Genomic DNA, 24,751 nt, shown 5'->3' with positions numbered 1-24,751 from the left:
TCTCGGAGTATGGTGGCGGCCTTCCGACAAACGATAGGCGCCGAATGACCGACACGGAAATTCGCCCGGACACCGACGATGCGCGTCGGGCGCGTACCGTCTGCGACGAGCAGGCGTTCGCTCTGGAGCGGATGCAACTTGCGCTCGACGCCGGCCGCACCGGCATCTGGGATTGGAACCTCCTCACCGGCGAGGTGCATATCGACGAGCGCGTGCGCCGCCTCTGGGGACTGCCGGAGGGCGTTCCCGCGAGCTTCGAAATCTTCCGCAGCGCGCTGCATCCGCAGGACAAGAAGCGCACGAAGGAGGCCGTGGGCGTCGCGCTCGATCCCAATCACGCCGGCGACTACGAGATCGAATATCGCGTCATCGGCCAGACCGACCGCATCGAACGCTGGGTGTCCGTCCGCGGCCGCACCTTTTTTGAGGACGGGCGGGCGGTGCGCATTCTCGGCACCGCGCGCGACATCACGCCGCGCAAGCAGCGCGAGCAGCATGTGCAGGTTCTCCTGCGCGAACTTGTGCATCGCTCGAAGAACCTTCTCGCCGTCGTGCAGGCGATGTCGCGGCAGACGGCCGCCGGCTCGCCGTCGCTCGAAGTGTTTCAGCGCAAATTCGCCGCGCGGTTGCAGGCGCTGTCGATGGCGCATGACCTGCTGGTGTCCCAGGACTGGCGCGGCGCCTCGATGCGCCAACTGGTGCGCGCGCAGCTCGCCTATTGCATGGACGTGCCGCAGGGAGACCTCTCGCCGCGCGCCACGATCGACGGGCCGCGGATCATGCTGAAGCCGGAGGCGGCGCAGAACGTCGGCCTCGCCTTGCACGAGCTCGCGACCAATGCGTTGAGCTATGGCGCGCTGTCGCGCCCCGACGGGGCCGTGTCGCTGACATGGGGGTTTGAAGACGGACGGCTCAACATCGAATGGCGCGAGAGCGGCGGTCCGGCGGTGGCGACGCCGCCGCGCGAAGGCTTCGGCCATAAGGTGATCAAGCGCCTTGTCGCGCAAGCGCTGGACGGCGCCGCGACGCTGAATTTCCCGCCGGATGGATTGATCTGGACGCTATCGATTCCCGCGAGCTACGCGACGGTCATGGAGGAGCACGCGTAGCGTCGCGCTTTGCGCAAAACGCCTTATAGTCCCGGGCGTTCTGCTGCGCGTAGAGCATTGCGAAGGACGCCAGCGCATCGTCGAAGGCGGCGCTCTTCCCCATATAACCCGCAAGAATCGTGGCGTCGGCGGAACGCGCATGCGCCCGCGCCAAGGTGCGCCCGCACAGTTTCGCGTAATCCAGCAGGTCGTGGCGCTGCATCAATTCCGTGAGGTTGCCGAGACGGCGCGTCTTCAGCTGACGCATGTAGAATTCCCGCTGCGACGCCGGATCGCGCATTGTTGCGAGAAAAATGTCGGACGCCGCTTGCATCATGCGCTGCCCTTCGACGACGCGCGCGCCCTGAGCGCCTGGCCAGGCGCCGACGCCGAAACGCTCCAGCGCCGAGCGCTTTGCCTCCTTCACTTGAAGGAATAGCGGCTCGTCGTCCGGGCTCAAGAACAGCGCGATCGTGCAGTAGGTTCCGACGCTGCCGACGCCAACGGCCTTGAACGCGATGTCGGACAGACAGTAACGCCGCAATAGAGAAGCGACATGCGGCGGCAGGTTCGTGAATGCGGCGGCCAGCAGCCCGTCGACATCGAATTGGTTGGCCGCATTGTCGTCGAAGTGAAAGAGCCGCGGCGGCTTGTCTTCGATTCGACAGGCGCCGTCGGCGTCTTCCGTGACTTTTGGAAAATTATCCGCGCAATCGTCTTCGTTCCCACGCGACGACGTCGCGGCGTGCGCGGCCGCGTGGAGAACCCGGTTTCGAAGCGTCGCGACGACGTCGCGCAGCGGCATGCGGGTGTTCCAGGCCTGGAGCGGCGACAAGGCGGCGAGTTCCGTCACGGCAAGCCGATAGGCCTGAATGGCGGCGCGCGCCATCGATCGTGCGGCGCCCTTGCTTTTATCGGCGCCGAGCGCCGCGACGACGACGCTCGTCGCGAAGCGGCGAAGATCGATCGTGACGTCCACATCGGGCAGCGTCTCGTCGAAATCATTCACGTCGAACAGCGCATGTCCTTCCGGCGAGACGAAGGCGCCGAAATTCATCAGATGACAATCGCCGCAGACCTGCGCGCGAATGCCGGGCGCCGGCTGCGTCGCCAGATCGGCCGCCATGACGTCGGCGGCGCCGCGTAGAAAAGCGTGCGGCGAGGCCGCCATCGATGTGCGGCGCAGCGGCAGCAGGAATGCGATTCGATCCCGTTCGGTCTCGTCGATGATCGCGATCGGGTCGCGGTTTGCGGCGGGCGCAAACTCCGCCAGCGTTGCGCGCGGGATGATTTGGCGCAGCGCCTTCCCGGCCAAATAGCGGGTGCGGCGGTCGGGGCCGCGCTGATTGGCGACGCAGCCTGACGCTTCAATGTTCATTGTCGCCAATCCTCAGAAAATGGGGCACACGGGCGTAAACGATCGCGGTTGAGTCAGGCTGTCATTGCCCGAGCAGGTCGATGAGCGGACCGATCAGCGGCGCGTCGGCGGGCGGCATCGGATAGTTGCGCAGATCGCGGGCCCTGGTCCATTTCACCGCCTGGCCTTCCGCCGGGGCGATGAAGCCCTCCCACTTCCGGCAGACGTAAAGCGGCATCAGCAGGTGGAAGTCGTCATAGGCGTGGCTGGCGAAGGTCAGGGGCGCGCAGCACGGCGCGCAGATGCGGACGCCAAGCTCCTCTTCGAGTTCGCGCGCCAGAGCGTCCTCCGGCCTTTCGCCGGGATGCAATTTGCCGCCAGGAAATTCCCATAGGCCGGCGAGCGTCTTGCCTTCCGGGCGCTGCGCGATGAGCACGCGATTGTCGGCGTCGATCAGCGCCGCGGCGACGACGAGAAGAAGATTCACGGGCGCGCTCAATTGCCGGAGAGAACAACCTTCACCGGACCGTTTTCCTTGCCGGTGAGCGTGACTTCTTCATACATCGCGCCGCCTTCGGGCTTGCCCGACTCCTTTGGCTTCCAGACGAGCTGGGTGGTGAGATAATAATGGCCGGGCGCGACATTCTCGAATGTGAAGCGGCCGTTCGATTCCGTCGTCGTCGTGCGCGTGAGCGACGCATATTGCGTGTCCGGCGCGACTTTCGGGATCGACGCGGCGGGCAGGAATTTCACCGAGCCGTAAAAATTCTTGATCCGCGTCTGCGCGTAAGTCGTCGCCGGTATGAGCCGCACGGTTTCGCCGGCCGCGTAGCGCACATTGGTTTGCCCGGTCGCGTCGCGCAGGAAGGCCTGTCCGGTGATGACGCCTCTGCCGGGGGCGCGGATGTAATTCGCCTGCGACGGATCGAAGCCGACGCCGGACACCGGACCGCGCCCGGTATTGCATGCTGAAAGCAGGGCGAGCGGCGCGACGAAGAATAGCTTCACGCAACGCATGACGGCAACGCTCCACGAGAACGCAGATCGCAAATCTCTGCAGTCGCCGCGCGCCCGCTGGTCAAGCTGGCGCGGCGGCTTCGGCGGCGATCAGGCAATCTAGCACGTCATACATGGTTCTGACGACTGCGACGCATCTCGACCGCTCGGCCGCAGTCGCCGGCGCGAGGTCCGGAACCATGATGGTCATTGCGCCGGAGGCCGCCGCGGACTGGACGCCCGCGGGCGAGTCCTCCAGCGCAAGACAATATTTTGACGCAATATCAAGCGCCTCCGCGGCTTTCAGAAAAGCGTCCGGCGCGGGCTTCGCGCGATTCACCATGTCCGAGGTGATCCGCGCCGCGAAACAATCGAGAATGCCGGCGCGTTCGAGATGGCGCCGCGCGACCGCGCCGCTCGTCGAGGTCGCGACCGCCATCGGTGTGGCGCGGGACTGAAGATGCGCCAGGAGTTCGCGGACCCCGGGCTTGACCGGAACCCCGTCGCGGGTCAGCGCGCCGAAGCGTTCTTCGAACAGCGCGTCGAAGCGCGCCCGCACGAAACCGTCGCCAAACTGGCGTTCCATGAGCGCATAGCAGTTCGACCAGGGCGTTCCGAGCATCTGCAGAAAGAAGCCGTCGTCGGCCTGTAGCCGCATGGCGGAACAGGCCTCGCCGATGGCGCGCAGATAGAGCCGCTCCGTGTCGAGAAGCGTTCCGTCCATGTCGAAGATTGCGGCGCGCACCGCATTCGGGAACATGATGCGGCGGATCAGCTGCGATAGTCGCCGTTGATCGCGACATATTCCTTGGTGAGATCGCAGGTCCAGACCGTCGCTGCGCCTTTGCCGATACCAAGATCGACGTTGATGACGATTTCGTCGCGCTTCATGATCTGCGAAACTTCCGCTTCGTCATAGTCTGGATCGCGCAGCCCCTTATGGGCGACGCGCACGCCGCCGAACCAGATCGCGAGTCGATCGCGGTCGGCCTTCTCGCCGGCCTTGCCGACGGCCATGACGATGCGGCCCCAATTCGCGTCTTCGCCGGCGATCGCGGTCTTGACGAGCGGCGAATTGGCGATCGAGAAGGCGACGCGCTTCGCCGCCTTGGCGCTGTCGGCGCCCGTCACCGTGACTTCGACGAATTTACGCGCGCCTTCGCCGTCCTTCACCACTTGATGGGCAAGGTCGCGCAGCACCGCATCGAGCGCGCGCTTGAATTCGACGAGCCGCTTGTCGTTCGCCTTTTCGATCTTCGGCGCGCCGCGCTGCTTCGCTGCGCCGGTCGCAAACAGCAGGAGCGTGTCGGACGTCGACGTGTCGCCGTCGACGGTGATGGCGTTGAAGCTGCCCTTGACGCCATCCGCGAGCATCGCCTGCAGCGGTTCGGAGTCGATCGCGGCGTCGGTGAAGACGAAGGCGAGCATCGTCGCCATGTCCGGCGCGATCATTCCAGCGCCCTTGGCGAAGCCGCTGATCGTCACGTCGACGCCGGCGATCGTCGCCGTTCGGGTTGCGAGCTTCGGATAGGTGTCCGTGGTCATGACGGCGCGGGCGGCGTCGAGCCAGCCGTCGGGCCGCGCCGCTTCAACGAGCTTCTCCAGCAGGCCGTCGAATTTCTGCGCGTCGAGCGGTTCGCCGATGACGCCTGTGGACGCCAGAAAAATCTGCCGTTCGGGCGCGCCCGTCGCTCCGGCGACGAGCTTCGCCGAGAATTTGACCGCCTGCGCCCCAGTCTTCCCGGTGAAGGCGTTGGCATTTCCGGAATTGACGAGCAGCGCGCGGGCCTTTCCGCCCTTGAGCAGCCTGTCTCGGCACCAGTCGACCGGCGCCGACGGACATTTGGATTTGGTGAAGACGCCCGCGACCGTGGTTCCGCGATCGAGCAAGGCCAGCATCACATCGGTGCGCCCGGCGTAGCGCACGCCTGCGGCGCCGACGGCGAAGCGGACGCCTTCGAGCGGTGGGATATCAGGCGCGGATGCCGGCGCGAGCGGCGAAACGGGAGCGTCGTGAGACATTCTTCAAGCCTTGGACATTTGGAGCTGGACGGCACGGGTTTGAACCCTCGCCGAGTCGCGCGTCAAGGCCGTGACGGAGCCGACTCGCGCGAACGTTCTTCCCCAGGCGCGCATTGTAAAGCAATGCGGGCAGGGGCAGAGCGACGAGGGGAAGCCGAGGGCGTCATGCCGGCCAACGCGCCATCGCCGGATTATGCGGGCAGGCGACCGTCCCGCCGGACGAATCGCGTTTCGACGGTCAAGACGAGGGCGAAGCCCGATCGCTACTTCTTCTTTTTATCGTCCGCTTTCTTGGGCGGTTCGGCGGCCTTCGGCGCCTCGGCGGGCTGGTCGGCGCGTTCGATCTTGGCGCCTTCGCGCAATTTCATGACGAGTTCGCTCTGCGCCTTCTGCACCACGTAACGGGCGACCTGATCCTTGACCTGATCGAGCGGCGGAAACACTTTCGGGCGCTTCTCGTCGAGCCGGATGATGTGCCAGCCGAACTGCGTCTTCACGGGATCGGAAATCTGCCCCGGCTCCATCTTCGCCGCAGCGTCGCCGAATTCCGGCACCATGCGGTCCTTGGTGAACCAGCCGAGATCGCCGCCTTTGGCGCCGGGGTCCTTCGAAAGCTCCGTGGCGACCTTGCCGAAATCCTCGCCGCCCTTCACGCGCTTCAGCGCGGCCTTCGCCTCTTCCTCGGTCGGCACCAGAATGTGATGGGCGTGATATTCGGTTTCGGGCTTCTGGTTTTTCGCCGCCTCGTCATAGGTCTGCTTGATGGCCGCTTCCGTCGCCGCTTGTTTGGCGACGTCTCCGAGCAGCGTCTCCATCAGCGCCTTGTCGCGCAGATAGGCGAGCTTCTTGGCGAATTCCGGCGTCTCGGCGAGCTTGTCGGCCTGCGCTTTCTGGACGACGAGCTGCTCATCGATCAGAAAGTCGAGCACATAGCTTTCGCGCGCCTTTCCCTCGAGCTGGCGCGGAATGGCGCCGCCAAGATCCTCCATCGCCATGTTCAGGTCTTCGTCGGTGATCTCGACGCCATTGACCTTGGCGAGCGTTTTTGCCTCAGCGGATGTGGCGCCGACGGCGCTCATCGCCAGCAGGGCGGCGAGCGCGGTCGCTCCAAGCGCGGCGCGGGCGAGAGAACGCGCATTCTTGCGGGCGTGAGACATGTTGTGCTCCAAAGAAAGACCAGGGCGGCCCTGAATAAAGCGGCCGTCGCCGCCGACGGGAAAGCTCCTGCGCGAGGAATCCGGCGTATCTATGCCCCCACGGGCGGTTCCGCAACTCCCGCTTACGCCGAAACCGGGCGCGCGGCGGGTTCGCCGACGACGTTCGAGAAAATTTCCCGGGTCCGCTTCTGCGTATCAGCGAGCAGGGCTTCGAGGTTGGAAAGATCGGGCGCGTCGCCCACGCGCAGCAGAAGCTCGGTCAGTCCGCGCGGCGCGTCCGCAGGACGGAACGCCTCGTCGACGGCGAGCCGCAGCAATTGCGTCAGCCCCTGGTAGAGCTTCGAGGCGTTCGCCAGCGCTTCGGCGGCGCCCGCGTCGAGGAAGCCCGCGTCCTTCAGGCGCTCGAGGGCGACGGCCGTCGTCGTCGAAAAGAGCTGAGGATGCTGCGGACCATGGAGCAGCAGCAGATATTGCGCGATGAATTCGATGTCGATCAGCCCGCCGGGAGCCTGCTTGACCTCCCAGGGGCTCTTCGGCGCCTTTTCCTTTTCGAGCCGCCGGCGCATCGACAGCACGTCGTCCTTCAATTTGTCCGGGTCGCGGGGACGCGTCAGCGCGACGCGGATCTCCGCCGCGACGCGGTTGGCGAACGCCTCTGGCGCGGCGACGACGCGCGCGCGGGTCAGCGCCATGTGCTCCCAGGTCCAGGCTTCGTTGGCCTGATATTCCGAGAAGGTTTTGAGGCTCACCGCAATCGGCCCACTGTTGCCCGACGGCCGCAGGCGGAAATCGACTTCGTAGAGCAGGCCTTCCGCCGTGGGCGCGGACAGCGCGCTGATCAGCCTCTGGGTCAGGCGGCCGTAGTATTGCTGCGTCGAAATGGGCCGTTCGCCGCCCGTCGATTCCGCCAGGGGATCGGCGTCATAGAGGAGCATCAGATCGAGGTCCGACGCCGCGGTCATCTCGCGCCCGCCGAGCTTGCCCATGGCGACGACCGCGGCCGCGCCGCCTTCGATCACGCCATGCGTTCTGGCGAATTCCTCGCAGACGCGCGCGAAGAGCCCGGCGATGAGCGTTTCGGCCAGACGGGTATAGGCGACGCCGGCCTCCGCGACGGACGCCGAGCCGGTCAGGATGCGCACGCCGATGAGGAATTTCTGCTCCTGTCCGAAGATGCGGGCGCGATCGAGCGCGTCTTCATAGGAGCGCGCCTCGAGGAACTGCTCCGCGAGGCGCTGGTCGAGTTCGGCCTGAGTCGGCACGCTTTCGAAAAACGCCGGCTCGAGCAGCGCGTCGAGGACGCGCGGACGCCGCGAAATGGTCTCGGCGAGCTTGGGCGCCGCGCCCATGATCGCCGCGAGCAATTTCAGGAGGCGCGGCTGGGAGACCAGAAGCGAGAAGAGCTGCACGCCCGCCGGCAGTTTCGAGATGAGACTGTCGAAGGCGAGAAAGGCGGCGTCGGCGTTCTCGGTCGCCGCGATCGCTTCGAGCAGTATGGGCGTGAGTTCAGTCAGCCGCTCGCGCGCGACGGTGGAGCGGGTCGCGGCGTAGCGTCCGAAATGCCAGCCGCGGATCGTCGCGGTCACCGTCTTGGGGCTGGCGAAGCCCATAGCGGCGAGAGTCTCGATCGTGCCCGGATCGTCGTCGTCGCCGGTGAAGACCAGATTGCCGGCGGAGGAGGTGAGCTGCGGCGCGCTTTCGAAAAGCTGCGCATAATGGCTCTGCACCACGTCGAGACGCTTGAGCAGCGCGTCGGCGAAATCGGCGTAGCCGCCAAAGCCCATCATGCGGCCGATGATTGCGACGCCGTCTTCGCTCTCGGGCAAAGTATGCTTCTGCTCGTCGGCGACCATCTGGATGCGATGCTCGACGTCGCGCAGAAAGAGATAGGCGTCGCGCAGATCGTCGCGCGCCTCCGGCGCCACCCAGCCGCTGTCGACGAGCTGGTCCAGCATGGCGAGAGTCTCGCGTCCGCGCAGGCGCCGGTCGCGGCCGCCGGTGATGAGCTGTTGCGTCTGCACGAAGAATTCGATTTCGCGAATGCCGCCGCGGCCGAGTTTGATGTTGTGGCCGGCGACGGCGATCTTTCCGTGCCCCTTATGCGCATGAATCTGCCGCTTGATGGAATGCACGTCGGCGATCGCCGCGAAATCGAAATATTTGCGCCAGACGAAGGGCGCGAGCTCCTGCAGGAACTGTTCGCCGGCGAAAATGTCGCCGGCGACCGGCCGCGCCTTGATAAAGGCGGCGCGCTCCCAGTTCTGGCCCATGCTTTCGTAGTAGCTCAGCGCCGCTTCGAGCGGGATGGCGATCGGCGTGGCGCCCGGATCGGGACGCAGCCGCAAATCGGTGCGAAACACATAGCCGTCGACCGTGCGCTCGCTCATGATCTTCACGATGCGCTTCGTCAGCCTGACGAAGAAATCGACGTCCTCCGAAGGATCGGCGAGGCGCGCGCGCGACCGGTCGAAGAAAACGATGAGGTCGATGTCGGATGAGTAATTCAGCTCGAAGGCGCCGCCCTTGCCCATGCCGAGAAAGATCCATCCCGACCCGCGTTCCGGGTCGCGCTGGTCGGCGAGCTCGATCTTGCCGGCGAGCGCGGCGGCGCGTAGCGTGAAGCGAGTTGCGGCGGAAAGCGTGGCGTCGGCGATCCGCGTGAGCGCCCGCGTCGCCTGCGGCATGTCCCACACTTTGGCGAGATCGGCGAGCGCGATGACGAGCGCGGCGTCCTGCTTGGTGGCGCGCAACAGGCGCATCAGCTCGGCTTCGTCGTCGGTCGCGATGTTTTGCGTCGCGTCGATCAGCGCTTCGACGCGCTGCGTGGGATCGCTTGTGAGCGCGCGCGCCAGCCGCGCCGGATCGCGCGCCGAGAGATCGGTCAGATAGGGCGAAGAGCCCAATACGCCGAGCAGCAGATCGCGCGCCTGCGGCCGCTCCTGAAACAGAGCGGCAAGCGCGCCATCCGTCGCTGCGTCCTTCTCCAGGACGCGCGCGAGCGCCTCTTGCGCCTTCCCGGCGTCGAGCGGCGCGATGAAGACCCTGGCGCGGTCCAGAAGGACGTTGGCGTCCGACGTCAAGAAAACTTCCTTTTTGGACGGCGAGAAGCGGCTTTGCGCCGAGGATATAATCCAGCTATGCCCGTAGATCAGCTTTGAGAGTCGACAGCGGATACGTCAATGGGAAAAGGAGCCGGCTCCCCGTCCTTCGAGACGGCTCCTGCGGAGCCTCCTCAGTGTGCGGGGCCTTGGGCCGAACGGACGAGCTTGGCGCCATCGTCCGTGATCTTCGTGTTGAGCAAGGCATAACAATACTCCCTCATCCCGAGGAGCGGGGCATGCGTCTTGAAGGAGGAGGGAGGTTGGCGCCGATGAGCGAGAAAGACTCATGTCGCAAGAGGATGTCGCGCAGCTGCTCGCCCGCATCGCCGGCGCGCTGGAGCGCATGGCGCCGCCGCAGCCGCCGCAGCCCGACTTCGCCGCCGCCGAGGCCTTTGTCTGGCGCGCCGCCGGCGGCGCGTTTCATCCGGTCGCGCGCGTCAATCGCGTCGATCTGGCGCTGCTCAAGGGCGTCGACCGCCAGCGCGACATGCTGTTCGCCAACACCAGCCGCTTCGCGCAGGGGCTGCCCGCCAACAATGCGTTGCTTTGGGGCGCGCGCGGCATGGGCAAATCCTCGCTGGTGAAATCCGTTCACGGCGCGCTTGCCGGAAAGGGGCTGAAGCTCGTCGAAATCCATCGCGAAGATATCGAAGCCTTGCCGGCGCTGCTTGGCGCGCTGGCGCCGGCGCCGTTCCGCTTCATCGTTTTTTGCGACGACTTGTCGTTTGACGGGTCGGAGACGAGCTACAAGGCGCTGAAGACCGCTCTCGAAGGCGGCGTCGAAGGGCGGCCGGACAATGTCCTGTTCTACGCCACGTCGAACCGCCGCCATTTGCTGCCGCGCGACATGATGGAGAATGAGAGCGCGACGGCGATCCATCCCGGCGAGGTGATCGAAGAGAAAATCTCGCTGTCCGATCGCTTCGGACTTTGGATCGGCTTCCACAATTGCAGCCAGGATGACTATCTGGCGATGGTCTTCGGCTATGCCGAACATTTCGGCCTGGATGCGCCGGAGGCGACGATCCGCGCCGAGGCGCTGGAATGGTCGATCACGCGCGGCGGGCGCTCAGGCCGCGTCGCCTGGCAATATATTCAGGATTTGGCGGGGCGTCTGGGCCGCAATTGCAAATGAATTTGCTCGCGCATCATGCGTTCCGCGCCGCAAACCGGCGCGCGAAGATCGGTCGGCCTTGGGCCGGTTGACGCGCGCGCGTCCGAGGCGCGCCGCTCAGCGGGCGCCTCGGATCGTCGTCTGGCGGACTAGTACGGCCGTTCCGGCATGCATTCCCCGGTCGTGCATCGCGGCTTGTAGGCATAGGGAATCATGGCGGCGACAAACAGCAAACCGCCCAGGATGATGATCGCCATTTTGTAATTCATAGGGTTCCTCTCCGATGGCGTTCGGCCCTCCGGCTTGCGTCGAAAATCCCATAGCGCAGAGACGCCGGTCTGTGACTTTGTCCTGTTGCCGCCCGGGACAAGGGGCCGTCGTTAGGCCGGAGGCCTGTGGGTGCGCCGCAACAAGCGCCGCGCCTTCGCCAATTGTCGCCCGACTAGATCGTCTTCCCTTTGAACCGGCATAGATCGGCGACCACGCAGCGCGGGCAGTCGGGTTTGCGCGCCTTGCAGACATAGCGTCCGTGCAGAATGAGCCAGTGATGCGCGTGCAGCAGATATTTTTCCGGCACGACGCGTTCGAGTCCCGCTTCGACCTGCTCGGGCGTCTTGCCTGTCGCCAGCGGCAGCCGGTTCGAGACTCGAAAAATATGCGTGTCGACCGCGATCACCGGCTGGTGAAAGGCGACGTTGAGCACGACATTCGCCGTCTTGCGGCCGACGCCGGGGAGCGCCGTCAGCTCCTCGAGCGTGCGGGGCACTTCGCCCCCATGGCGTTCGACGAGCAGTCGAGAGAGGGCGACGATATTTTTCGCCTTGGCGCGATAGAGGCCGATCGTCTTGACGAGATCGCGCACGCGCTCCTCGCCGAGCGCCGCCATTTTGGCGGGCGTGTCGGCGAGCGCGAAGAGCGCCGGAGTCGCCTTGTTGACGCCGGCGTCGGTCGCTTGCGCGGACAGCACGACCGCGACGAGCAGGGTGAACGAGTTTTTATACTGCAGTTCGCTCCTCGGGTGAGGATTTGCGGCGGAGAGGCGCGCGAAAATCTCTTCGATGCGCGCGGCTTCGGCGGGGGACGGCCGCCGGCCGGCGCGGGGTTTTTTTGCGGCGCGCGCGCTCTGAGTGTTTGTTTCCGCCATGGACGCGTTATAACTTTCAGAATCTTGAGGGCAAAGCCGGCAGGAGAGATGTCCGACCCTTTCGAGCGGAAAATCTATGAAGCGCGGCTCTCGCCGCATCGGTCGATGACGCGGCACGCGTTCTATCTCTTCATCATGATTTTCTGCCTTGGCCAGGTTCTGTTCGCCCTGCCTTTTTTCCTGATGGGCGCCTGGCCGGTCGCCGGCTTCATGGGCCTCGACGCGCTGGGCCTCTATCTCGCGTTCCGGGTCAGCTATCGCTCTGCGCGGCGCCACGAGACGCTTGATCTCACGCCGCTCGAACTGGTTTTTGCGCAAATCGGCGTGTGCGGCCAGCGCAAGGAATGGCGGTTCAACCCGTCCTGGGTGCGGCTCGAACAGACCGTGCATGAGGAATTCGGCACCGAGAGGGTCGCCCTGGTCTTCCGCGGCGAAAGCGTCGAGATCGGCGCCTTTCTGGGACCGGACCAAAAGGCGGAGCTGGCGCGCGAACTCAATCGCGCGCTCATCGATGCGCGGAGAGGCGCGCATTTCGGCTAGCGGCGCTGGCTGAGCATGGCGTCGGCTTCCCGCATCAGCCGCGCTTCATGACGCTTGTAGCGCCGCCAAAGCGTAAACAAGCCGATGCAGAGAGCGCCGGCGAGGGCGATGGCGATCGGGCCTTTGATTTGTTCAAATCCCGCCGTCAGGTAGTAGGCGCCGAAGCCGAATACGCACGCCCAGACGACGCCGCCCGTGGCGTTGTAGAAGAAAAAGCGGCCGGGCGGCAGATGATTGGCGCCGGCAAGCGACGCCGCGAGAATGCGCAGCAGCGCGACGAAACGTCCAAAAAAGACGATCGCGCCGCCCCATCGATAGAAAAGATATTGGCCGAGCCGCAATTTTTCCGGCCCGAGTCCGACATGATGGCCATAGCGTTCGAGCAGTTTCGTGCCGAATTCGCGTCCCAGCCAGTAGCCCATATTGTCGCCGACGATCGCGCCGGCCGCCGCCGCGATCACGATGCTCTCGATGGGCACGGTTCCTGTCAGCCGCGCAAAAATCGCCGCGCCGACGAGCATGGTCTCGCCGGGCAGCGGGATCCCGGCGCTTTCGAGGGCGACGACGATGAAGATCGCCCAATAGCCATAAACGGTCAGGATGGACGCGATCTGCGCCTGATCGAGGATATGCGTCATCCCTGGCCTGAAACGAGAGACGGCGGAAGACTCTCATCTAGGCCAGAAAACTGAAATGGCGACATCGCCGAAGCCGAGGCCGCCATCAAACACGCCGGATGGAAGACGTCAGGCGGTTCAGTGATACCGCAGCGCATCATCGCGCGCGGCGCTGAACGCATAGGGCGGCGTCGCGGCGAGCGCCTCGTCGTCCAGGAAGAAGGGATCGCGCTCCAGCGCCGTTTCGAGGACCTCGCGCAAGCCTCTGAGCAGGGGCTGATCGTCTCGGGCCACCCTGACGCGAAGCGCTTCCTGAGTCGCTTCATCCGACCGGCGCGCAAATTCCCGCACCGCCAGAGCGACGAATTTGCCTACGCTCACGCCTTTCTCCACGGCTGCGACGCGCACGCGTTCCGCAAAGCCGCCGCCGATGCACGCCAGCGCGGCCTGCGCGACCTTATCGTTAGAGCAGGAATTGATCAGATCCACGATGACCATGACGACCTCCGCCCTTGAACCCGTTCCAAACTTCAGAACCTTTCGTTAACGCGGTTTCTATTTCCGCGACATTGTCTGCGCTGTTTGCTTGCGCACAAACATTTGCGCTTGCATCAGACGCGTTGGGACCCTCAGCTGCCGCCAAACTACACCGTCAAGCTGAACGTCATCTGTATAAGCTGCGCTGAAAAATTCTTGTGCTGAAAGTTTCGTAATGCGCGCCGAAAATTTCGTCATGCGCGCGGACAGAACATCATTGCCAGCGAAGGTGACAGTCGGCGTCGAGAACCGACTTTCGTTTCGAAGACGCCGATTCCAAACTGTGCGCGCCGCGCTTCCTAATCGGTTGCAGTGACAGCAGCACGACGAAACTTCGTCAGCAAACTCACAACATTTCGATGAGACGAACTGGGGCCACAGCTCGCCTGCTGACTCAACTCACGGCCAAAGCAATGGTTCCCGGCGACGAAAAAATTCGTAGCTGCGCCGCAAAAGCGCCACGTGGCGCCGCGAAAGCCTACCATTCCCCGATGTTCGGCGCTGAAGCCCAGGGTTCCTGCGGCGGCAGCGGCGCGCCCTGCTGCAACAGCTCAATGGAAATCATGTCCGGCGTTCGCACGAAGGCCATGTGGCCATCGCGCGGCGGCCGATTGATTGTCACGCCCGCCGACTGCAGACGGGCGCAGACTTCGTAAATATTCTGAACGGCGAAGGCGAGATGGCCGAAGTTGCGGCCGCCGGCATATTCGTGCTCGTCCCAATTGTAGGTGAGTTCGACGAGCGGCGCGTGCTTTTCCTCGGCCTGAGCGGCGTCATCGGGCGCGGCGAGATAGACGAGCGTGTAGCGGCCCTTTTCGCTTTCCGTGCGGCGCACCTCCCGAAGCCCGAGCGTATCGCAAAAAAATGCAAGCGAGCGGTCGAGATCGCCGACGCGGACCATGCTATGCAGAAATCTCATAAGCGGCTCCTAATTCATCCGTTGGCGTATAGCGGTTCTGGCGGCGGGATTTGCGCCCCCGCCGGCCGCCTGATAGGGGCGAGCGCTCCCAGAATATAGAGTGCGCGGCGTCGTGACCGAGACGAAAGCTCTTCCGAGAGCGGCGACGAGCGTCAAGCTCGCAGCCGCGAAGGCGTCAATCGCCGCCAGCGCGTTCCTCGCGGTCGCGAAGCTCGCAGCCGGTCTGTGGTCCGGTTCGCTTGCGCTGTTGTCGGAGGCCGGCCACGCCTTCGTCGATACGGGCGCGACCGTGCTGACGTTCTTCGCGGTCCGCGAAGCGGAAAAGCCAGCGGACGAGAAACATCACTACGGCCATGGCAAATATGAGGCGCTTGCCGCGCTCATTGAAACGGGCTTCCTTTTCGGCCTCGCGGTGTTCGTCGTCGCCGAAGCCTGGCGGCGCTTGCAGGAGCCGAATGTCGAGATCGACGCCGGCTGGCCGATCTATGGCGTGCTCGTCGTTTCGATCGTCATCGATTACGTGCGCTCGCGGCGACTGAGTCGAATCGCCAAGGCGGAAGGCAGCGACGCCCTGGCCGCCGACGCGCTGCATTTTGCGAGCGATCTGGTGTCGTCGACGCTGGTGCTCATCGGCCTCATCGCAGCGCAATACGGATTTGAGCGCGGCGACGCGTTCGCCGCGCTGGGCGTCGCCGCATTCATCGCCATTGCGGGCTTTCGGCTCGGCCGTCGCACGATCGACACATTGCTCGACGCCGCGCCGCGCGAGGCGGCGCCGCTGCTCGAAAGATCCATCGCCGAAGTGCCTGGCGTCATCGCCATCGATTCGCTGCGGCTGCGCACCGTCGGCCCGGACATCGTCGGCGAGGCGACGATCGGCGTTTCGCGCGGGCTGCGCGTGGAGCAGGCGGCGCGGATCAAATCGGCGGTGGCCGAGGCGATCGCCGATGTGACGCCGCGCGCCCGCGTGACGCTGTCGATCGAGCCGCGCGCGCTCGACGACGAAACGGTCGCGGAGCGCATCCTGCTGGTTGGCGCGCGTCGTCACATTCACGCGCATCATGTGATCGCGCAACAGATCGACGGCCGGCTCTCGATCGGCGTCGACATCGAGCTCGACGGCGCCATGCCGCTCGGCGAGGCGCACGCCGTCGCCGCCGATTTTGAAAGCGCGCTGCGCGACGAATTCGGCGCCGACGCCGAGGTCGAGACGCATATCGAGCCGCTGGAGACGCAGCTGCTCGCGGCGCACGCCGCGGATCCCGCAGCGGCCGGCGCAATCGTAGCGGCGCTCGCGCGCGTCGCCGCTCAGACCCGGCCGCCGGCGCAAATCGGCGACATTCGCGTCCGCGACACGGCCGGCGGCTTCGTCGTCAATTTTCGCTGCAGACTGGACGCCGACGTTTCGGTGCAGAACGCCCATGACGCGCTCGACGAGATCGAGCGCCGCACGCGCGAGGAATTTCCGGAGATCTTGCGCATCGTCGGCCGCGCCGAGCCGGGCGGCCGCCGCGCGGCGCGATAGCCAAGACCGCGCGCTTCATCTATGAGAGACGCCATGACGCAGGAGCCGGACGCCAACGCAGACATCGCCACGATGCCTTTCGAACAGGCGATGCAGGAGCTTGAGCGCATCGTCGGCGATCTCGAGAAGGGCGCCGTCTCGCTCGACGAGTCGGTGAAGCTCTATGCGCGCGGCAAGGCGCTGCAGGCGCGCTGCGAGACGCTTCTCGCCGAGGCCGAGGCGCGCATCGAGAAGATCACCCTCGGCGACAACGGCCAGCCGAAAGGATTGGCCCCCTTCGACGTGGAATAGGCGTCAGTCCACCTGTTCCTCTTCCGCCGCCTCTCGCGACAGTCTTTGAACGCGGCTCATGAACGCCATCGCGATGAGCACGGCGATCGGCAGCGCAAGGGCGGCGGCCAGATCGGCGGAAACCTGCGGCGGCAGGGCGCCGGCGGCCTTGAGCCCCTTGGCGACGAAGCTGAAGAGTCCGGTGAGAAAATAGGCGAGTCCGGCGACCGTGATTCCTTGCACGATGCGGTTGAGCCGCATCTGCAAACGCGTGCGGCGATTCATTTCTTCAAGCAGGGCGCTGTTCTGCCGCTCCATCTTGAGCGTGATGCCCGTGCGCATCAGATCGGTCGCGCGCTCGACCTGCGTCGAAAAGCGGGTCTGGCGCGCCTCGACGGCGTTGCAGGTTTCGATCGCCGGATCGAGTCGCGCGTTCAGGAATTCTGAAATCGTCACATATTGTCCTTCGCGCCGCTCCTGCAGCTGCGAGAGCCGGTTCTTCACCAGCGCGCGATAGGCGCGGCTCGCGTCGAAGCGGAAGGCGGTGCGCGTCGACAGCGCCTGACTGCTCGCGAGCAGGTCGGAGAGGCGCTTCAGCAGACGGTCATTGACGCGCATGTCATGCGCTTCGTTCAGCGCTTCGGTGATGCCGGAAAGTTCGCGCTCCATTTCGGCGAGCTGCGGCGACACCTCCCGCGCGAGCGGCAGGCCGAGCAACGCCATCGTGCGATAGGTTTCGATCTCGAGGATGCGCTGCGCGAGACGACCGGCTTCGAAACGCGGCAGCGCATTGCCGCGGATCAGCATGCGCGTATAGCCATAGGCGTCGACGGCGAAGTCGGTCAGAACCTGCGCGTCGCGATCTTCAACGCCGACGACGCACAGACTCTGCGAATTGAAATAGGATGCAAGCTCGTCGACCGATCGCGCGCCGTCGACGACGCAGAGCTGCGTCGCGACGATGAGAACGCCCGGCGGCGTGAAGGCGAATTCCCCCGACCTGAACGGATCGGCGTGCGCGAAGGGAATTTCGGCGCCGACGCCGGTCGACCAGCTGTAGGTGGTGAATTCGCTGTGCTGCTCCCAGCGCAGCCGCCAGTCGCCGAAGATAAAATAGTGGAATCGGGCGCCCGGATCCGGCGCCAGCACGCCCTGCGCGCGCGCAAGCGCGCCGATCGCCTCGCGATCGGCGGCCGCCGCTTCATGGTCCGTCGCGAAGGCGTAATGATAGATGCGGCGCGGGGCGTCGAGCGGCAGAAACGGCCGCGCGTGCAGCTCCGCAAGAACCGCCTCGCGGAACGGATGCGCGCTGAAATTCATGCGTTCGTCGTCGCTGATTTCCATTGTGTCTCTTGGCGCGCATTCACGCGAATCATCGGTGTCGCGTCAGCTTCGTCGGAATCGGCCCGGCGACGTCCGTTTTTGGTTGCCACGAATTCCTTTCCAGACAATTCTTTTCCGTCACAGGCGACAAGGCAAGCCGCATGGAGGGGCCGCATGTTCGACGCGCGACGGAAAACGCTTTCGGCAATCCTCGGCGCCCTCCTGGCGGTCGTCGCCGCCCTCGCGCATGCGCAAACGGCGCCCAAGCCTGCGTCGGAAGCGACGAAAGCGGCGAATCGCGCCGTGTTGCAAAGCCTGAATTTCAACGACCGCCAAGATTTTGACAACGCCGCGCGCGGGCTGATCGCCAAGCCTGACTCGCTAACAATCAAGGACGCATCGGGCAAAGTCGTTTGGGACATGGAAAGCTTCAAATCTTTCATCGTCGACAAGCCGGCGCCCGATTCGGTCAATCCGAGCCTGTGGCGCAATGCGCAACTCAATATGAATTACGGCCTGTACAAGGTTCACGATCGCATTTTTCAGGTCCGCGGCTATGACCTGTCGAACATCACCTTCATCAAGGGCGACAAGGGCTGGATCGTGTTCGATCCGCTGATCTCGACCCAGACCGCTAAGGCCGCGTTCGAGCTTGTCACGCAGAACCTCGGCAAGCGTCCGATCGTCGCCGTCGTCTACAGCCATTCGCATGTCGATCACTATGGCGGCGCGCGCGGAATCGTCGACGCCGCCGACGTGAAGGCGGGAAAGATTCAGGTCCTCGCGCCCGAACATTTCGCCGAACATGCGATCAGTGAAAATGTCATCGCCGGCAATGCGATGAGCCGCCGCGCCATTTTCATGTACGGCGCGATGCTGCCGCGCGGCGAACGCGGCGGCGTCGGCGCAGGACTGGGTCAGACGACCTCGACCGGCGTCATATCGCTGATCCTGCCGACGCGCGGGATCAAGAAGACCGGCGAGACCGTCACCATCGACGGCGTGCGCATGGTTTTTCAGATGACGCCGGGCACCGAGGCGCCGGCGGAAATGAACACCTACTTCCCGCAATTTCGCGCGATGTGGATGGCCGAAAACGCCACCAATACGATGCATAACATTCTGACGTTGCGCGGGGCGCAGGTGCGGGACGCGCTGAAATGGGCGCGCTACCTCGATGAGACGATCGAACTTTTCGCCGACAAGTCGGACGTCAAATTCCAGAGCCATCACTGGCCGCTGTGGGGAAGAGACAACATTCTCGACTACCTCAAGAAGCAGCGCGATCTTTACAAATATATTCACGACCAGTCGGTGAATCTGTTGAACAAGGGCTATACCGGCGTTGAACTGTCCAACATGATCCGGCTGCCGCCGGAGCTCGACAAGACATGGGCCGACCGCGGCTATTATGGCACGCTCAAACACAATTCGCGGGCGGTCTATCAGCGTTACATGGGCTTCTACGACGGCAACCCGACGACGCTGGACCAGCTCCCGCGCGAAGAAGCGGCCCAGAAATATGTCGCATATATGGGCGGCGCGCCGGCGATCCTGAAACGCGCCAGAGCGGATTTCGACAAGGGCGAATACCGCTGGGTCGCGGAGGCGCTGACGCACGCCGTGTTCGCCGATCCGAACAATAAGGACGCCAAAGAGCTGCTCGCCGACGCTTATGAGCAGATGGGCTACCAGGCCGAGTCCGGACCCTGGCGCGCGATCTATCTGCAAGGCGCATATGAATTGCGCAATGGCGTTCCCGATTCCGGCGGCTTGAACACGGCGAGCGCCGACACGATCGAGGCGATGCCTCCGGAAATGACGTGGGACTATCTCGCCGTGCGGTTGAACGGACCCAAGGCCGTCGGGAAAAAGCTGATCCTGAACGTTGAGTTCACCGACCTCAAGAAACTCTATCGGCTGGTGGTCGAAAATGGCGTGCTCAACTATTCGGACAAGCCCGCGCCGAACCCGGACGCGAAGGCCACGCTCAAGAAATCGACGCTCGATCGAATCCAGCTCGGCCTTCTCACGCCCGAACAGGCGATCGCGTCGGGTGAGCTGAAAGTCGAAGGAAAGCGCGAGGTCTTTGTCGAATTCGTGGGGTTGCTCGATAAATTCCCGTTCTGGTTCCACATCGTGACGCCTTAAGCCCGGAGCGCGCCCGATATGCCTGCGCGGTTCAGCGCCCTTGCCGGCGCGTTCGTCATGGCGACCGTCGTCGCGAGCCCCTCGGCGGGGTTCGCCTGCGGGTTCGACGGGGCGCTCGGCGCCGGCTTCAGCGCGATGCATCCGAAGTCGCTGGCGGTCGCTTTCGCCATTAGCGACGCGGTCGCGAGCGGCGTCGTCGGTCGCGCTGCGGCGGCGCCGATCGAGCCCGGACCGAAAGGCTATTGGCGCGCCGCGGGCCATATCCAAAGCTTCGAGCGGCGCCTCGCCGCGACGCCTGCGACCCTGGCGCAGGCGCCCAGAATTTCCATTCTCTTCATCGAATCCCGATTGTGGTCGCGATTGGTCGCAAGCGGGCAGGGCTATGATGTGCAGATGCATGTCGCCGGACCGACGCCCGGCGACGTGGTGATCGTCACCAATGAAACGGTTCTCGCCGCGGCGCTCGACGGCGCGCTCGCGCCGCGCGCGGCGTTCGATCTCGGCGTGATCGCCGTCGACGCGGAGCCGCCCGCGGCTGACGCGATCCGCGCGGCGCTGCTCAGCGCAGTCTCGTCGAAGACGAGCGCCGCCGTAAAGGCTATCCCTTTCTTCAGGCGCAAGTAGCTGACGCGGATTGCGGGCGCGCCGCCCGTCGCTCTTGTCTGGCGTTCAGGTGATCACGCTCGGCGCGGCGCGGCGCGTGTAATGTTCGATCGACGCGATTTCGCGCGACAACGTGATGAGCTCGGCGAGCGCCGCCTGGGTTTCCAGATATTGCCGCGCGGGATCAGGTTCGTAACGCTCGATATAGACGCGGAGCGTCGCGCCGGCCGTGCCGGTGCCGGACAGCCGGTAGACGATGCGCGATCCGTCGGCGAACATCACGCGCAGGCCTTGATGTTTGGAGTCGGAGCCGTCGACAGGATCGTGATAGGCGAAGTCGTCGGCCTTCGCGACCTCGAGCGCGCCGTAACAGCGCCCCGCGAGCGCCGGCAGGCGATCGCGCAGCGCGTCAATCAGCGCGTGCGCGCCGTCGCTCGCGACTTCCTCATAATCGTGGCGCGAATAATAGTTGCGCCCATAGGTCGTCCAATGTTGGCGGACGATGGCGTCGACGCTCTCCTTGCGCGCCGCGAGGATGTCGAGCCAGAACAGCACCGCCCACAACCCGTCCTTTTCGCGCACATGGTCTGAGCCGGCGCCGGCGCTTTCCTCGCCGCAGATCGTCACGAGGCCGGCGTCGAGCAGATTGCCGAAATATTTCCAGCCGGTCGGCGTCTCATAGATCGGGACGCCGAGCTGTTCCGCGACGCGGTCGGCGGCGCCGCTCGTCGGCATCGATCGTGCGATCCCTGCAACGCCCCGCCGATAGCCCGGCGCGATGGCGGCGTTGGCGGCGAGGATCGCGAGACTGTCCGAGGGCGTGACGAAACGGCCGCGGCCGATGATGAGATTGCGGTCGCCGTCGCCGTCCGACGCTGCGCAAAGATCGGGCGCATTGTCGGACATCGCAAGCTCGTACAGGCTCCTTGCGTGGACGAGATTGGGATCGGGATGATGTCCGCCGAAGTCGGGCAGCGGCGTCGCATTGACGACGCTGCCGGGCGGCGCGCCCAGCTCTGCTTCGAAGATGGCGCGCGCATAGGGGCCGGTGACGGCGGACATGGCGTCGAATGTGAAGGTCAGGCCTGAGCGAAAGGCGTCGCGAATGCGATCGAAGTCGAAGAGCGTCTGCATCAGCGCTTGGTAATTTTCGACGCTGTCGACGACTTCGACGCGCATGCCACCGATCGTCGTCTCGCCGAGCCTGTCGATGTCGACGTCCGGCGCTTCGACGATCTTGAAGGATGTGATCTCGCGCGTGCGGGCGTAGATCGCGTCCGTCACCTTCTCGGGCGCGGGGCCGCCGTTTGCGACATTGTATTTGACGCCGAAGTCGCCGTGCGGGCCGCCGGGGTTGTGGCTGGCGGACAGCACAATGCCGCCGAAGGCGCCGAGCGCGCGGATCAGCGCCGAAGCGGCGGGCGTGGACAAGATCCCGCCTTGTCCGAGGACGACTCGGCCGACGCCATTGGCGGCGGCGATCTTCAGGATCTTCTGAATCGCCTCTCGATTGTAATAGCGGCCATCGCCGCCAACGACGATCGTTGCGCCCTGATATCCCTCCAGAGCGTCGAAAATCGACTGAATGAAATTCTCGAGATAATGGCGCTGCGTGAAAACAGCGACTTTCTTGCGCAGGCCTGAGGTGCCTGGGCGTTGATCGGCGTATGGCGTCGTTGCGATCGTCGTCGCGTGTGAAGGCATTTAGACGGAGGCCCCGCGTTGGCGTCGGCGCGCGAGCTGCGCGGCGTCAGCTTCTACAACGGGTCGCCAGGGGCGGCAAAAAGACGGCGCGGAGGTTCCGCGCCGCTTTTTTTCGATCTTGCGTGGAAAGCTTTGGGCTTACCAGCCCCAGCCGCCCCAGCCGCCGCCCCAGCCGCCTCCCCAGCCGCCACCCCAGCCGCCCCAGCCGCCGCCCCAGCCGCCGTAGGGATAGCCCCAGCCGTAACCGTAGCCGTAGGGATCGCCATAATAATAGCTATTGGACGCCGCGAGGCCGGCCCCCAGGAGACCGAGGCCGACGCCCGCCGCGACGGCTCCGCCCGGATTGTAGTAGCCGCGCCGATAGCCCCAGCCAGGTCCCCAGCCAGCGCGGCGCCAGCCACCGCCGCGCCAGCCCCAGCCGGCGCGACGCCCGCCCCAGCCTCGGCGATACCAGACGTTCTCGACAGGGCTTGAAGGCGCAACCACCGATCGATCCGGCGCGCTCATTGGGCCGGCGAACGCTTCCGTAGGCAGGGCGGTCGCGAAAGTGGCGCCGCAAAGCGCACCGGAGAGCGCCAGTTTTAGGCCTTTACGCATCGTATTTCCTCCTTTTGGCGCGGCGTGCAGCCGCGCGGCGCCGCAAACCCCCCGGGAGTTTACGTGCGATTAACAACTCAGTTAGGTGGGTTTTGATCCGCTTGGAGAGGCCGAAGCCCAACTTTTTTTGGCGTTTACGTTAATCGCCGGGCGTCGGTCTCGGCGGCGGAGGACTCCGCGCCGACGGCGCAGACGAAATCCAGAAGCCTGCGGCGGAAGAAATCCCGCACGCGGGCGGCGGTCGCCGGATGTTGTTCAAGAACAACATGAAACAAGGGGCGCAGGATCTTAAGCGCGGTCGCCGGCTCGCGCGCGAAGGCCGCTGCCGGCCGCGTCGACTGCGCAAGAAGCGCGGTTTCGCCGATCAGCGTCCAGGGCCGGACGATGATCGACGGGGAACGCCCGTCGTCATGGCGGACGAGCGCGATCGATCCGACGGTGAGCACATAGCCTCCGTCGGACGTTTCGCCGCGTCGAAACAGCACGTCGCCGGTCCGCAGCAAGCGCGTTTCCGCGGAAAAGGCCAGCATGCGCAGGGCGGCGGGCTCAAACATCGAAAACAGGGGAATGCGCGTGAGATTGTCGATGTAATCGTCCGGCGTCATGTGATTTTTTGTTCGGCGTCCCGCGGCGGCTGTCCTATATGTCGCTCGATATGCGGCCGACTCAGGGCGCGAGGGTCAAGAAGCGGCGTCCTCCTCGCGCGCGGCGAGCCGATAGCCGTCGCCCTCCGTCTTGAGCCAACGTGGGCGGCTTGGCGAGGGTTCGAATTTGCGCCTGAGACGATGGATGTGGGTCTCGAGCGTGCGGGTCGACATATTCGGTCCATAGCCCCAGACGTCGCGCAGCAGCGCCGCGCGGGAGACCGTCGCCCCATGGGCGCGCGCGAGCCTTGCCAGGATCGCCGCTTCCTTTTCGGTGAGCCTCAAACGCGCGCCGGAGGCCGTTCGCAACTCGCCCGCCTCGAACCAATAGGGCCCGATGGCCGCCGCGGCGGGCGCGCGGTCGATGAGCGCGACGAGTTCGGCGAAGCGGAACGGACGCGCGACGACGGCGTCGATCCCATGGGGCGGGGTTTTCGGGGAATCGGCGATCAGCACGACGCGGGTCTTGCAGCCGCGCGCGCGCGCCTCGGCAAGCGCCGCGAGGCGACAATGCGCCTCGTCCAGGATCGCCGCGTCCGGCCAATCCTCTTCCGTCGCGTCGAACCGGCACTCGCGCAGCGCATAGCGGCGGAGCGCGGCAAATTGCTCGACGAGCGTCGCCCGCAGCGGCGGTTCGGCGAGAATGCTCAGAGTTCGCGTAAGGAACATCGTCCCGGATCGCTCCTCGCTTCGGGGATGGGAGTCCTGCTATGGGCGTCAAACGCGCCGGCAGGCGGCGTATAAGACGGCGTATAAGACTGGGGATCATGCCTCATCGAGCGAAACGGGCGAAATCCGCCGGGCTGCGTCTGCTGCGCGTCGCGCGCCGCATCGGCGGCTCCCCCCATGACGGGCGGCTGATCGCCGGTTCGCTGCTTCTTCCCTGCGCGCTCGGCCGCGCCGGGATCACGCGCAACAAACGCGAGGGCGACGGCGCGACGCCGGCCGGCCGCTGGCCGCTCCTTTATTTCTACCTGCGCGCCCCGATCTCCCTGCGCCTGCCGTGGCGACGCACGCGGCCGCGCGACCTCTGGTGCGATGACCCGCGCTCCTTCCTGTATAATAAGCCGCTCTGCGCGCCGTCACGCCTCGGCCATGAGGAAATGTGGCGCCAGGACGGGCTTTACGACGCCGTCGGCGTGATGGGCTACAATCTGCGTCCCCGCCGGCGCGGCCGCGGCAGCGCGATTTTCTTTCACATCGCCGCCGAGGACCTTTCGCCCACCGCCGGCTGCGTCGCGTTGCGGGCGCGCGACATGCGGCGGCTTCTGCCGCGGCTCGGGCGCCGGGTCGCGCTGCTGATCGGATGAGCGAAACGCGGACCCGCTCCCAACGGATGAGG

General features: G+C 65.2%; 24 protein-coding genes. 8 read left to right on the top strand and 16 right to left on the bottom strand.

From position 1 onward, the window contains the following. Positions 1 to 44 precede the first annotated feature (44 nt). Positions 45 to 1,109 carry a sensor histidine kinase gene (locus AB7F41_RS02210; protein WP_428382722.1) on the top strand — a complete coding sequence of 355 codons (1,065 nt, stop codon included), beginning with the start codon at positions 45 to 47 and terminating at the stop codon, positions 1,107 to 1,109. Here the strand turns inward: AB7F41_RS02210 and AB7F41_RS02205 are convergent. The 7 genes from AB7F41_RS02205 to AB7F41_RS02175 all read right to left on the bottom strand — a co-directional run bounded on the left by AB7F41_RS02205 (position 1,090) and on the right by AB7F41_RS02175 (position 9,700). Next, positions 1,090 to 2,466: a DUF2252 domain-containing protein gene (locus AB7F41_RS02205; protein ID WP_428382721.1), complete on the bottom strand. Its 1,377-nt coding sequence runs from the start codon at positions 2,464 to 2,466 to the stop codon at positions 1,090 to 1,092. The genes AB7F41_RS02210 and AB7F41_RS02205 overlap by 20 nt on opposite strands. 61 nt (positions 2,467 to 2,527) lie before the next feature. After that, positions 2,528 to 2,932: a (deoxy)nucleoside triphosphate pyrophosphohydrolase gene (locus AB7F41_RS02200; RefSeq protein ID WP_428382719.1), complete on the bottom strand. Its 405-nt coding sequence runs from the start codon at positions 2,930 to 2,932 to the stop codon at positions 2,528 to 2,530. Positions 2,933 to 2,940: 8 nt separating this feature from the next. Beyond that, the gene (locus AB7F41_RS02195; RefSeq protein WP_428382717.1) at positions 2,941 to 3,462 is read right to left on the bottom strand and encodes a carboxypeptidase regulatory-like domain-containing protein; all 522 of its coding nucleotides are present in this window, start codon (positions 3,460 to 3,462) and stop codon (positions 2,941 to 2,943) included. Between the two features lie 61 nt (positions 3,463 to 3,523). After that, a complete protein-coding gene (locus tag AB7F41_RS02190) occupies positions 3,524 to 4,201 on the bottom strand; it encodes an HAD family hydrolase (RefSeq protein ID WP_428382716.1) in 678 nt (225 codons plus the stop codon). 11 nt (positions 4,202 to 4,212) lie between these two features. Next, positions 4,213 to 5,463, bottom strand: a complete 1,251-nt coding sequence (gene argJ / locus AB7F41_RS02185; RefSeq protein WP_428382714.1) for a bifunctional glutamate N-acetyltransferase/amino-acid acetyltransferase ArgJ — start codon at positions 5,461 to 5,463, stop codon at positions 4,213 to 4,215. A gap of 263 nt (positions 5,464 to 5,726) precedes the next feature. Then, positions 5,727 to 6,620 carry a peptidylprolyl isomerase gene (locus AB7F41_RS02180; protein WP_428382712.1) on the bottom strand — a complete coding sequence of 298 codons (894 nt, stop codon included), beginning with the start codon at positions 6,618 to 6,620 and terminating at the stop codon, positions 5,727 to 5,729. Positions 6,621 to 6,742: 122 nt separating this feature from the next. Next, positions 6,743 to 9,700, bottom strand: coding sequence for a bifunctional [glutamine synthetase] adenylyltransferase/[glutamine synthetase]-adenylyl-L-tyrosine phosphorylase (locus tag AB7F41_RS02175; protein WP_428382710.1), 2,958 nt, complete (start codon positions 9,698 to 9,700; stop codon positions 6,743 to 6,745). A 307-nt stretch (positions 9,701 to 10,007) separates the two neighbouring features. Between AB7F41_RS02175 and AB7F41_RS02170 the strand changes: the two genes are divergently transcribed. Beyond that, positions 10,008 to 10,856 (top strand): ATP-binding protein, encoded by an 849-nt coding sequence (locus AB7F41_RS02170; RefSeq protein WP_428382708.1) that lies wholly within the window; start codon positions 10,008 to 10,010, stop codon positions 10,854 to 10,856. Between the two features lie 421 nt (positions 10,857 to 11,277). Here AB7F41_RS02170 and nth read toward each other — a convergent pair whose 3' ends face one another. Continuing rightward, positions 11,278 to 11,979 carry an endonuclease III gene (gene nth / locus AB7F41_RS02165; protein ID WP_428382706.1) on the bottom strand — a complete coding sequence of 234 codons (702 nt, stop codon included), beginning with the start codon at positions 11,977 to 11,979 and terminating at the stop codon, positions 11,278 to 11,280. Positions 11,980 to 12,027: 48 nt separating this feature from the next. Between nth and AB7F41_RS02160 the strand changes: the two genes are divergently transcribed. Further along, positions 12,028 to 12,519 (top strand): DUF2244 domain-containing protein, encoded by a 492-nt coding sequence (locus AB7F41_RS02160; protein ID WP_428382704.1) that lies wholly within the window; start codon positions 12,028 to 12,030, stop codon positions 12,517 to 12,519. Here AB7F41_RS02160 and AB7F41_RS02155 read toward each other — a convergent pair. The 3 genes from AB7F41_RS02155 to AB7F41_RS02145 all read right to left on the bottom strand — a co-directional run bounded on the left by AB7F41_RS02155 (position 12,516) and on the right by AB7F41_RS02145 (position 14,592). Continuing rightward, the gene (locus AB7F41_RS02155) at positions 12,516 to 13,157 is read right to left on the bottom strand and encodes a DedA family protein (RefSeq protein ID WP_428382702.1); all 642 of its coding nucleotides are present in this window, start codon (positions 13,155 to 13,157) and stop codon (positions 12,516 to 12,518) included. The two genes, AB7F41_RS02160 and AB7F41_RS02155, sit on opposite strands and share 4 nt — an antisense overlap. Before the next feature lie 117 nt (positions 13,158 to 13,274). Further along, positions 13,275 to 13,634, bottom strand: a complete 360-nt coding sequence (locus AB7F41_RS02150; RefSeq protein ID WP_428382700.1) for a hypothetical protein — start codon at positions 13,632 to 13,634, stop codon at positions 13,275 to 13,277. Between the two features lie 517 nt (positions 13,635 to 14,151). Beyond that, positions 14,152 to 14,592 carry a VOC family protein gene (locus AB7F41_RS02145; RefSeq protein WP_428382699.1) on the bottom strand — a complete coding sequence of 147 codons (441 nt, stop codon included), beginning with the start codon at positions 14,590 to 14,592 and terminating at the stop codon, positions 14,152 to 14,154. Positions 14,593 to 14,704: 112 nt separating this feature from the next. Between AB7F41_RS02145 and AB7F41_RS02140 the strand changes: the two genes are divergently transcribed. Together AB7F41_RS02140 and AB7F41_RS02135 are read left to right on the top strand one after the other, a co-directional pair. Continuing rightward, entirely contained in the window at positions 14,705 to 16,117 is a 1,413-nt protein-coding gene (locus tag AB7F41_RS02140) for a cation diffusion facilitator family transporter (RefSeq protein ID WP_428382697.1), read from the top strand. A 33-nt stretch (positions 16,118 to 16,150) separates the two neighbouring features. Continuing rightward, positions 16,151 to 16,408, top strand: coding sequence for an exodeoxyribonuclease VII small subunit (locus tag AB7F41_RS02135; protein ID WP_428382695.1), 258 nt, complete (start codon positions 16,151 to 16,153; stop codon positions 16,406 to 16,408). A gap of 3 nt (positions 16,409 to 16,411) precedes the next feature. On the opposite strand, the gene AB7F41_RS02130 is transcribed toward AB7F41_RS02135, so the two are convergent. Further along, positions 16,412 to 17,731 (bottom strand): DUF3422 family protein, encoded by a 1,320-nt coding sequence (locus AB7F41_RS02130; protein WP_428382693.1) that lies wholly within the window; start codon positions 17,729 to 17,731, stop codon positions 16,412 to 16,414. 153 nt (positions 17,732 to 17,884) lie between these two features. Here AB7F41_RS02130 and AB7F41_RS02125 point away from each other — a divergent pair, with 153 nt between their 5' ends. Next, positions 17,885 to 19,861 (top strand): alkyl/aryl-sulfatase, encoded by a 1,977-nt coding sequence (locus tag AB7F41_RS02125; protein WP_428382691.1) that lies wholly within the window; start codon positions 17,885 to 17,887, stop codon positions 19,859 to 19,861. 18 nt (positions 19,862 to 19,879) lie between these two features. Beyond that, on the top strand, positions 19,880 to 20,485 hold the full coding sequence (locus AB7F41_RS02120; RefSeq protein ID WP_428382689.1) for a hypothetical protein: 606 nt from the start codon (positions 19,880 to 19,882) through the stop codon (positions 20,483 to 20,485). Between the two features lie 45 nt (positions 20,486 to 20,530). Here the strand turns inward: AB7F41_RS02120 and AB7F41_RS02115 are convergent, their stop codons facing one another. The 4 genes from AB7F41_RS02115 to AB7F41_RS02100 form a co-directional block, all read right to left on the bottom strand. Then, positions 20,531 to 22,168, bottom strand: a complete 1,638-nt coding sequence (locus AB7F41_RS02115; protein ID WP_428382687.1) for an alpha-D-glucose phosphate-specific phosphoglucomutase — start codon at positions 22,166 to 22,168, stop codon at positions 20,531 to 20,533. Between the two features lie 138 nt (positions 22,169 to 22,306). Then, on the bottom strand, positions 22,307 to 22,765 hold the full coding sequence (locus AB7F41_RS02110; RefSeq protein ID WP_428382685.1) for a hypothetical protein: 459 nt from the start codon (positions 22,763 to 22,765) through the stop codon (positions 22,307 to 22,309). 134 nt (positions 22,766 to 22,899) lie between these two features. After that, positions 22,900 to 23,370 carry a cyclic nucleotide-binding domain-containing protein gene (locus AB7F41_RS02105; protein WP_428382683.1) on the bottom strand — a complete coding sequence of 157 codons (471 nt, stop codon included), beginning with the start codon at positions 23,368 to 23,370 and terminating at the stop codon, positions 22,900 to 22,902. A 75-nt stretch (positions 23,371 to 23,445) separates the two neighbouring features. Beyond that, complete coding sequence (locus tag AB7F41_RS02100) at positions 23,446 to 24,078, bottom strand: winged helix-turn-helix domain-containing protein (protein WP_428382681.1); 633 nt, start codon at positions 24,076 to 24,078, stop codon at positions 23,446 to 23,448. 98 nt (positions 24,079 to 24,176) lie between these two features. Between AB7F41_RS02100 and AB7F41_RS02095 the strand changes: the two genes are divergently transcribed. Then, positions 24,177 to 24,719: a L,D-transpeptidase family protein gene (locus AB7F41_RS02095; RefSeq protein WP_428382679.1), complete on the top strand. Its 543-nt coding sequence runs from the start codon at positions 24,177 to 24,179 to the stop codon at positions 24,717 to 24,719. Positions 24,720 to 24,751 lie beyond the last annotated feature (32 nt).

Origin of the sequence: Methylocystis sp. (genome assembly GCF_050251305.1) — a bacterium.
In the GTDB taxonomy this organism is placed as follows: Bacteria; Pseudomonadota; Alphaproteobacteria; order Rhizobiales; family Beijerinckiaceae; genus Methylocystis.
The sequence above is the reverse complement of the archived record's forward strand: the minus strand, read 5'-3'. Positions and strand labels throughout refer to the sequence as shown.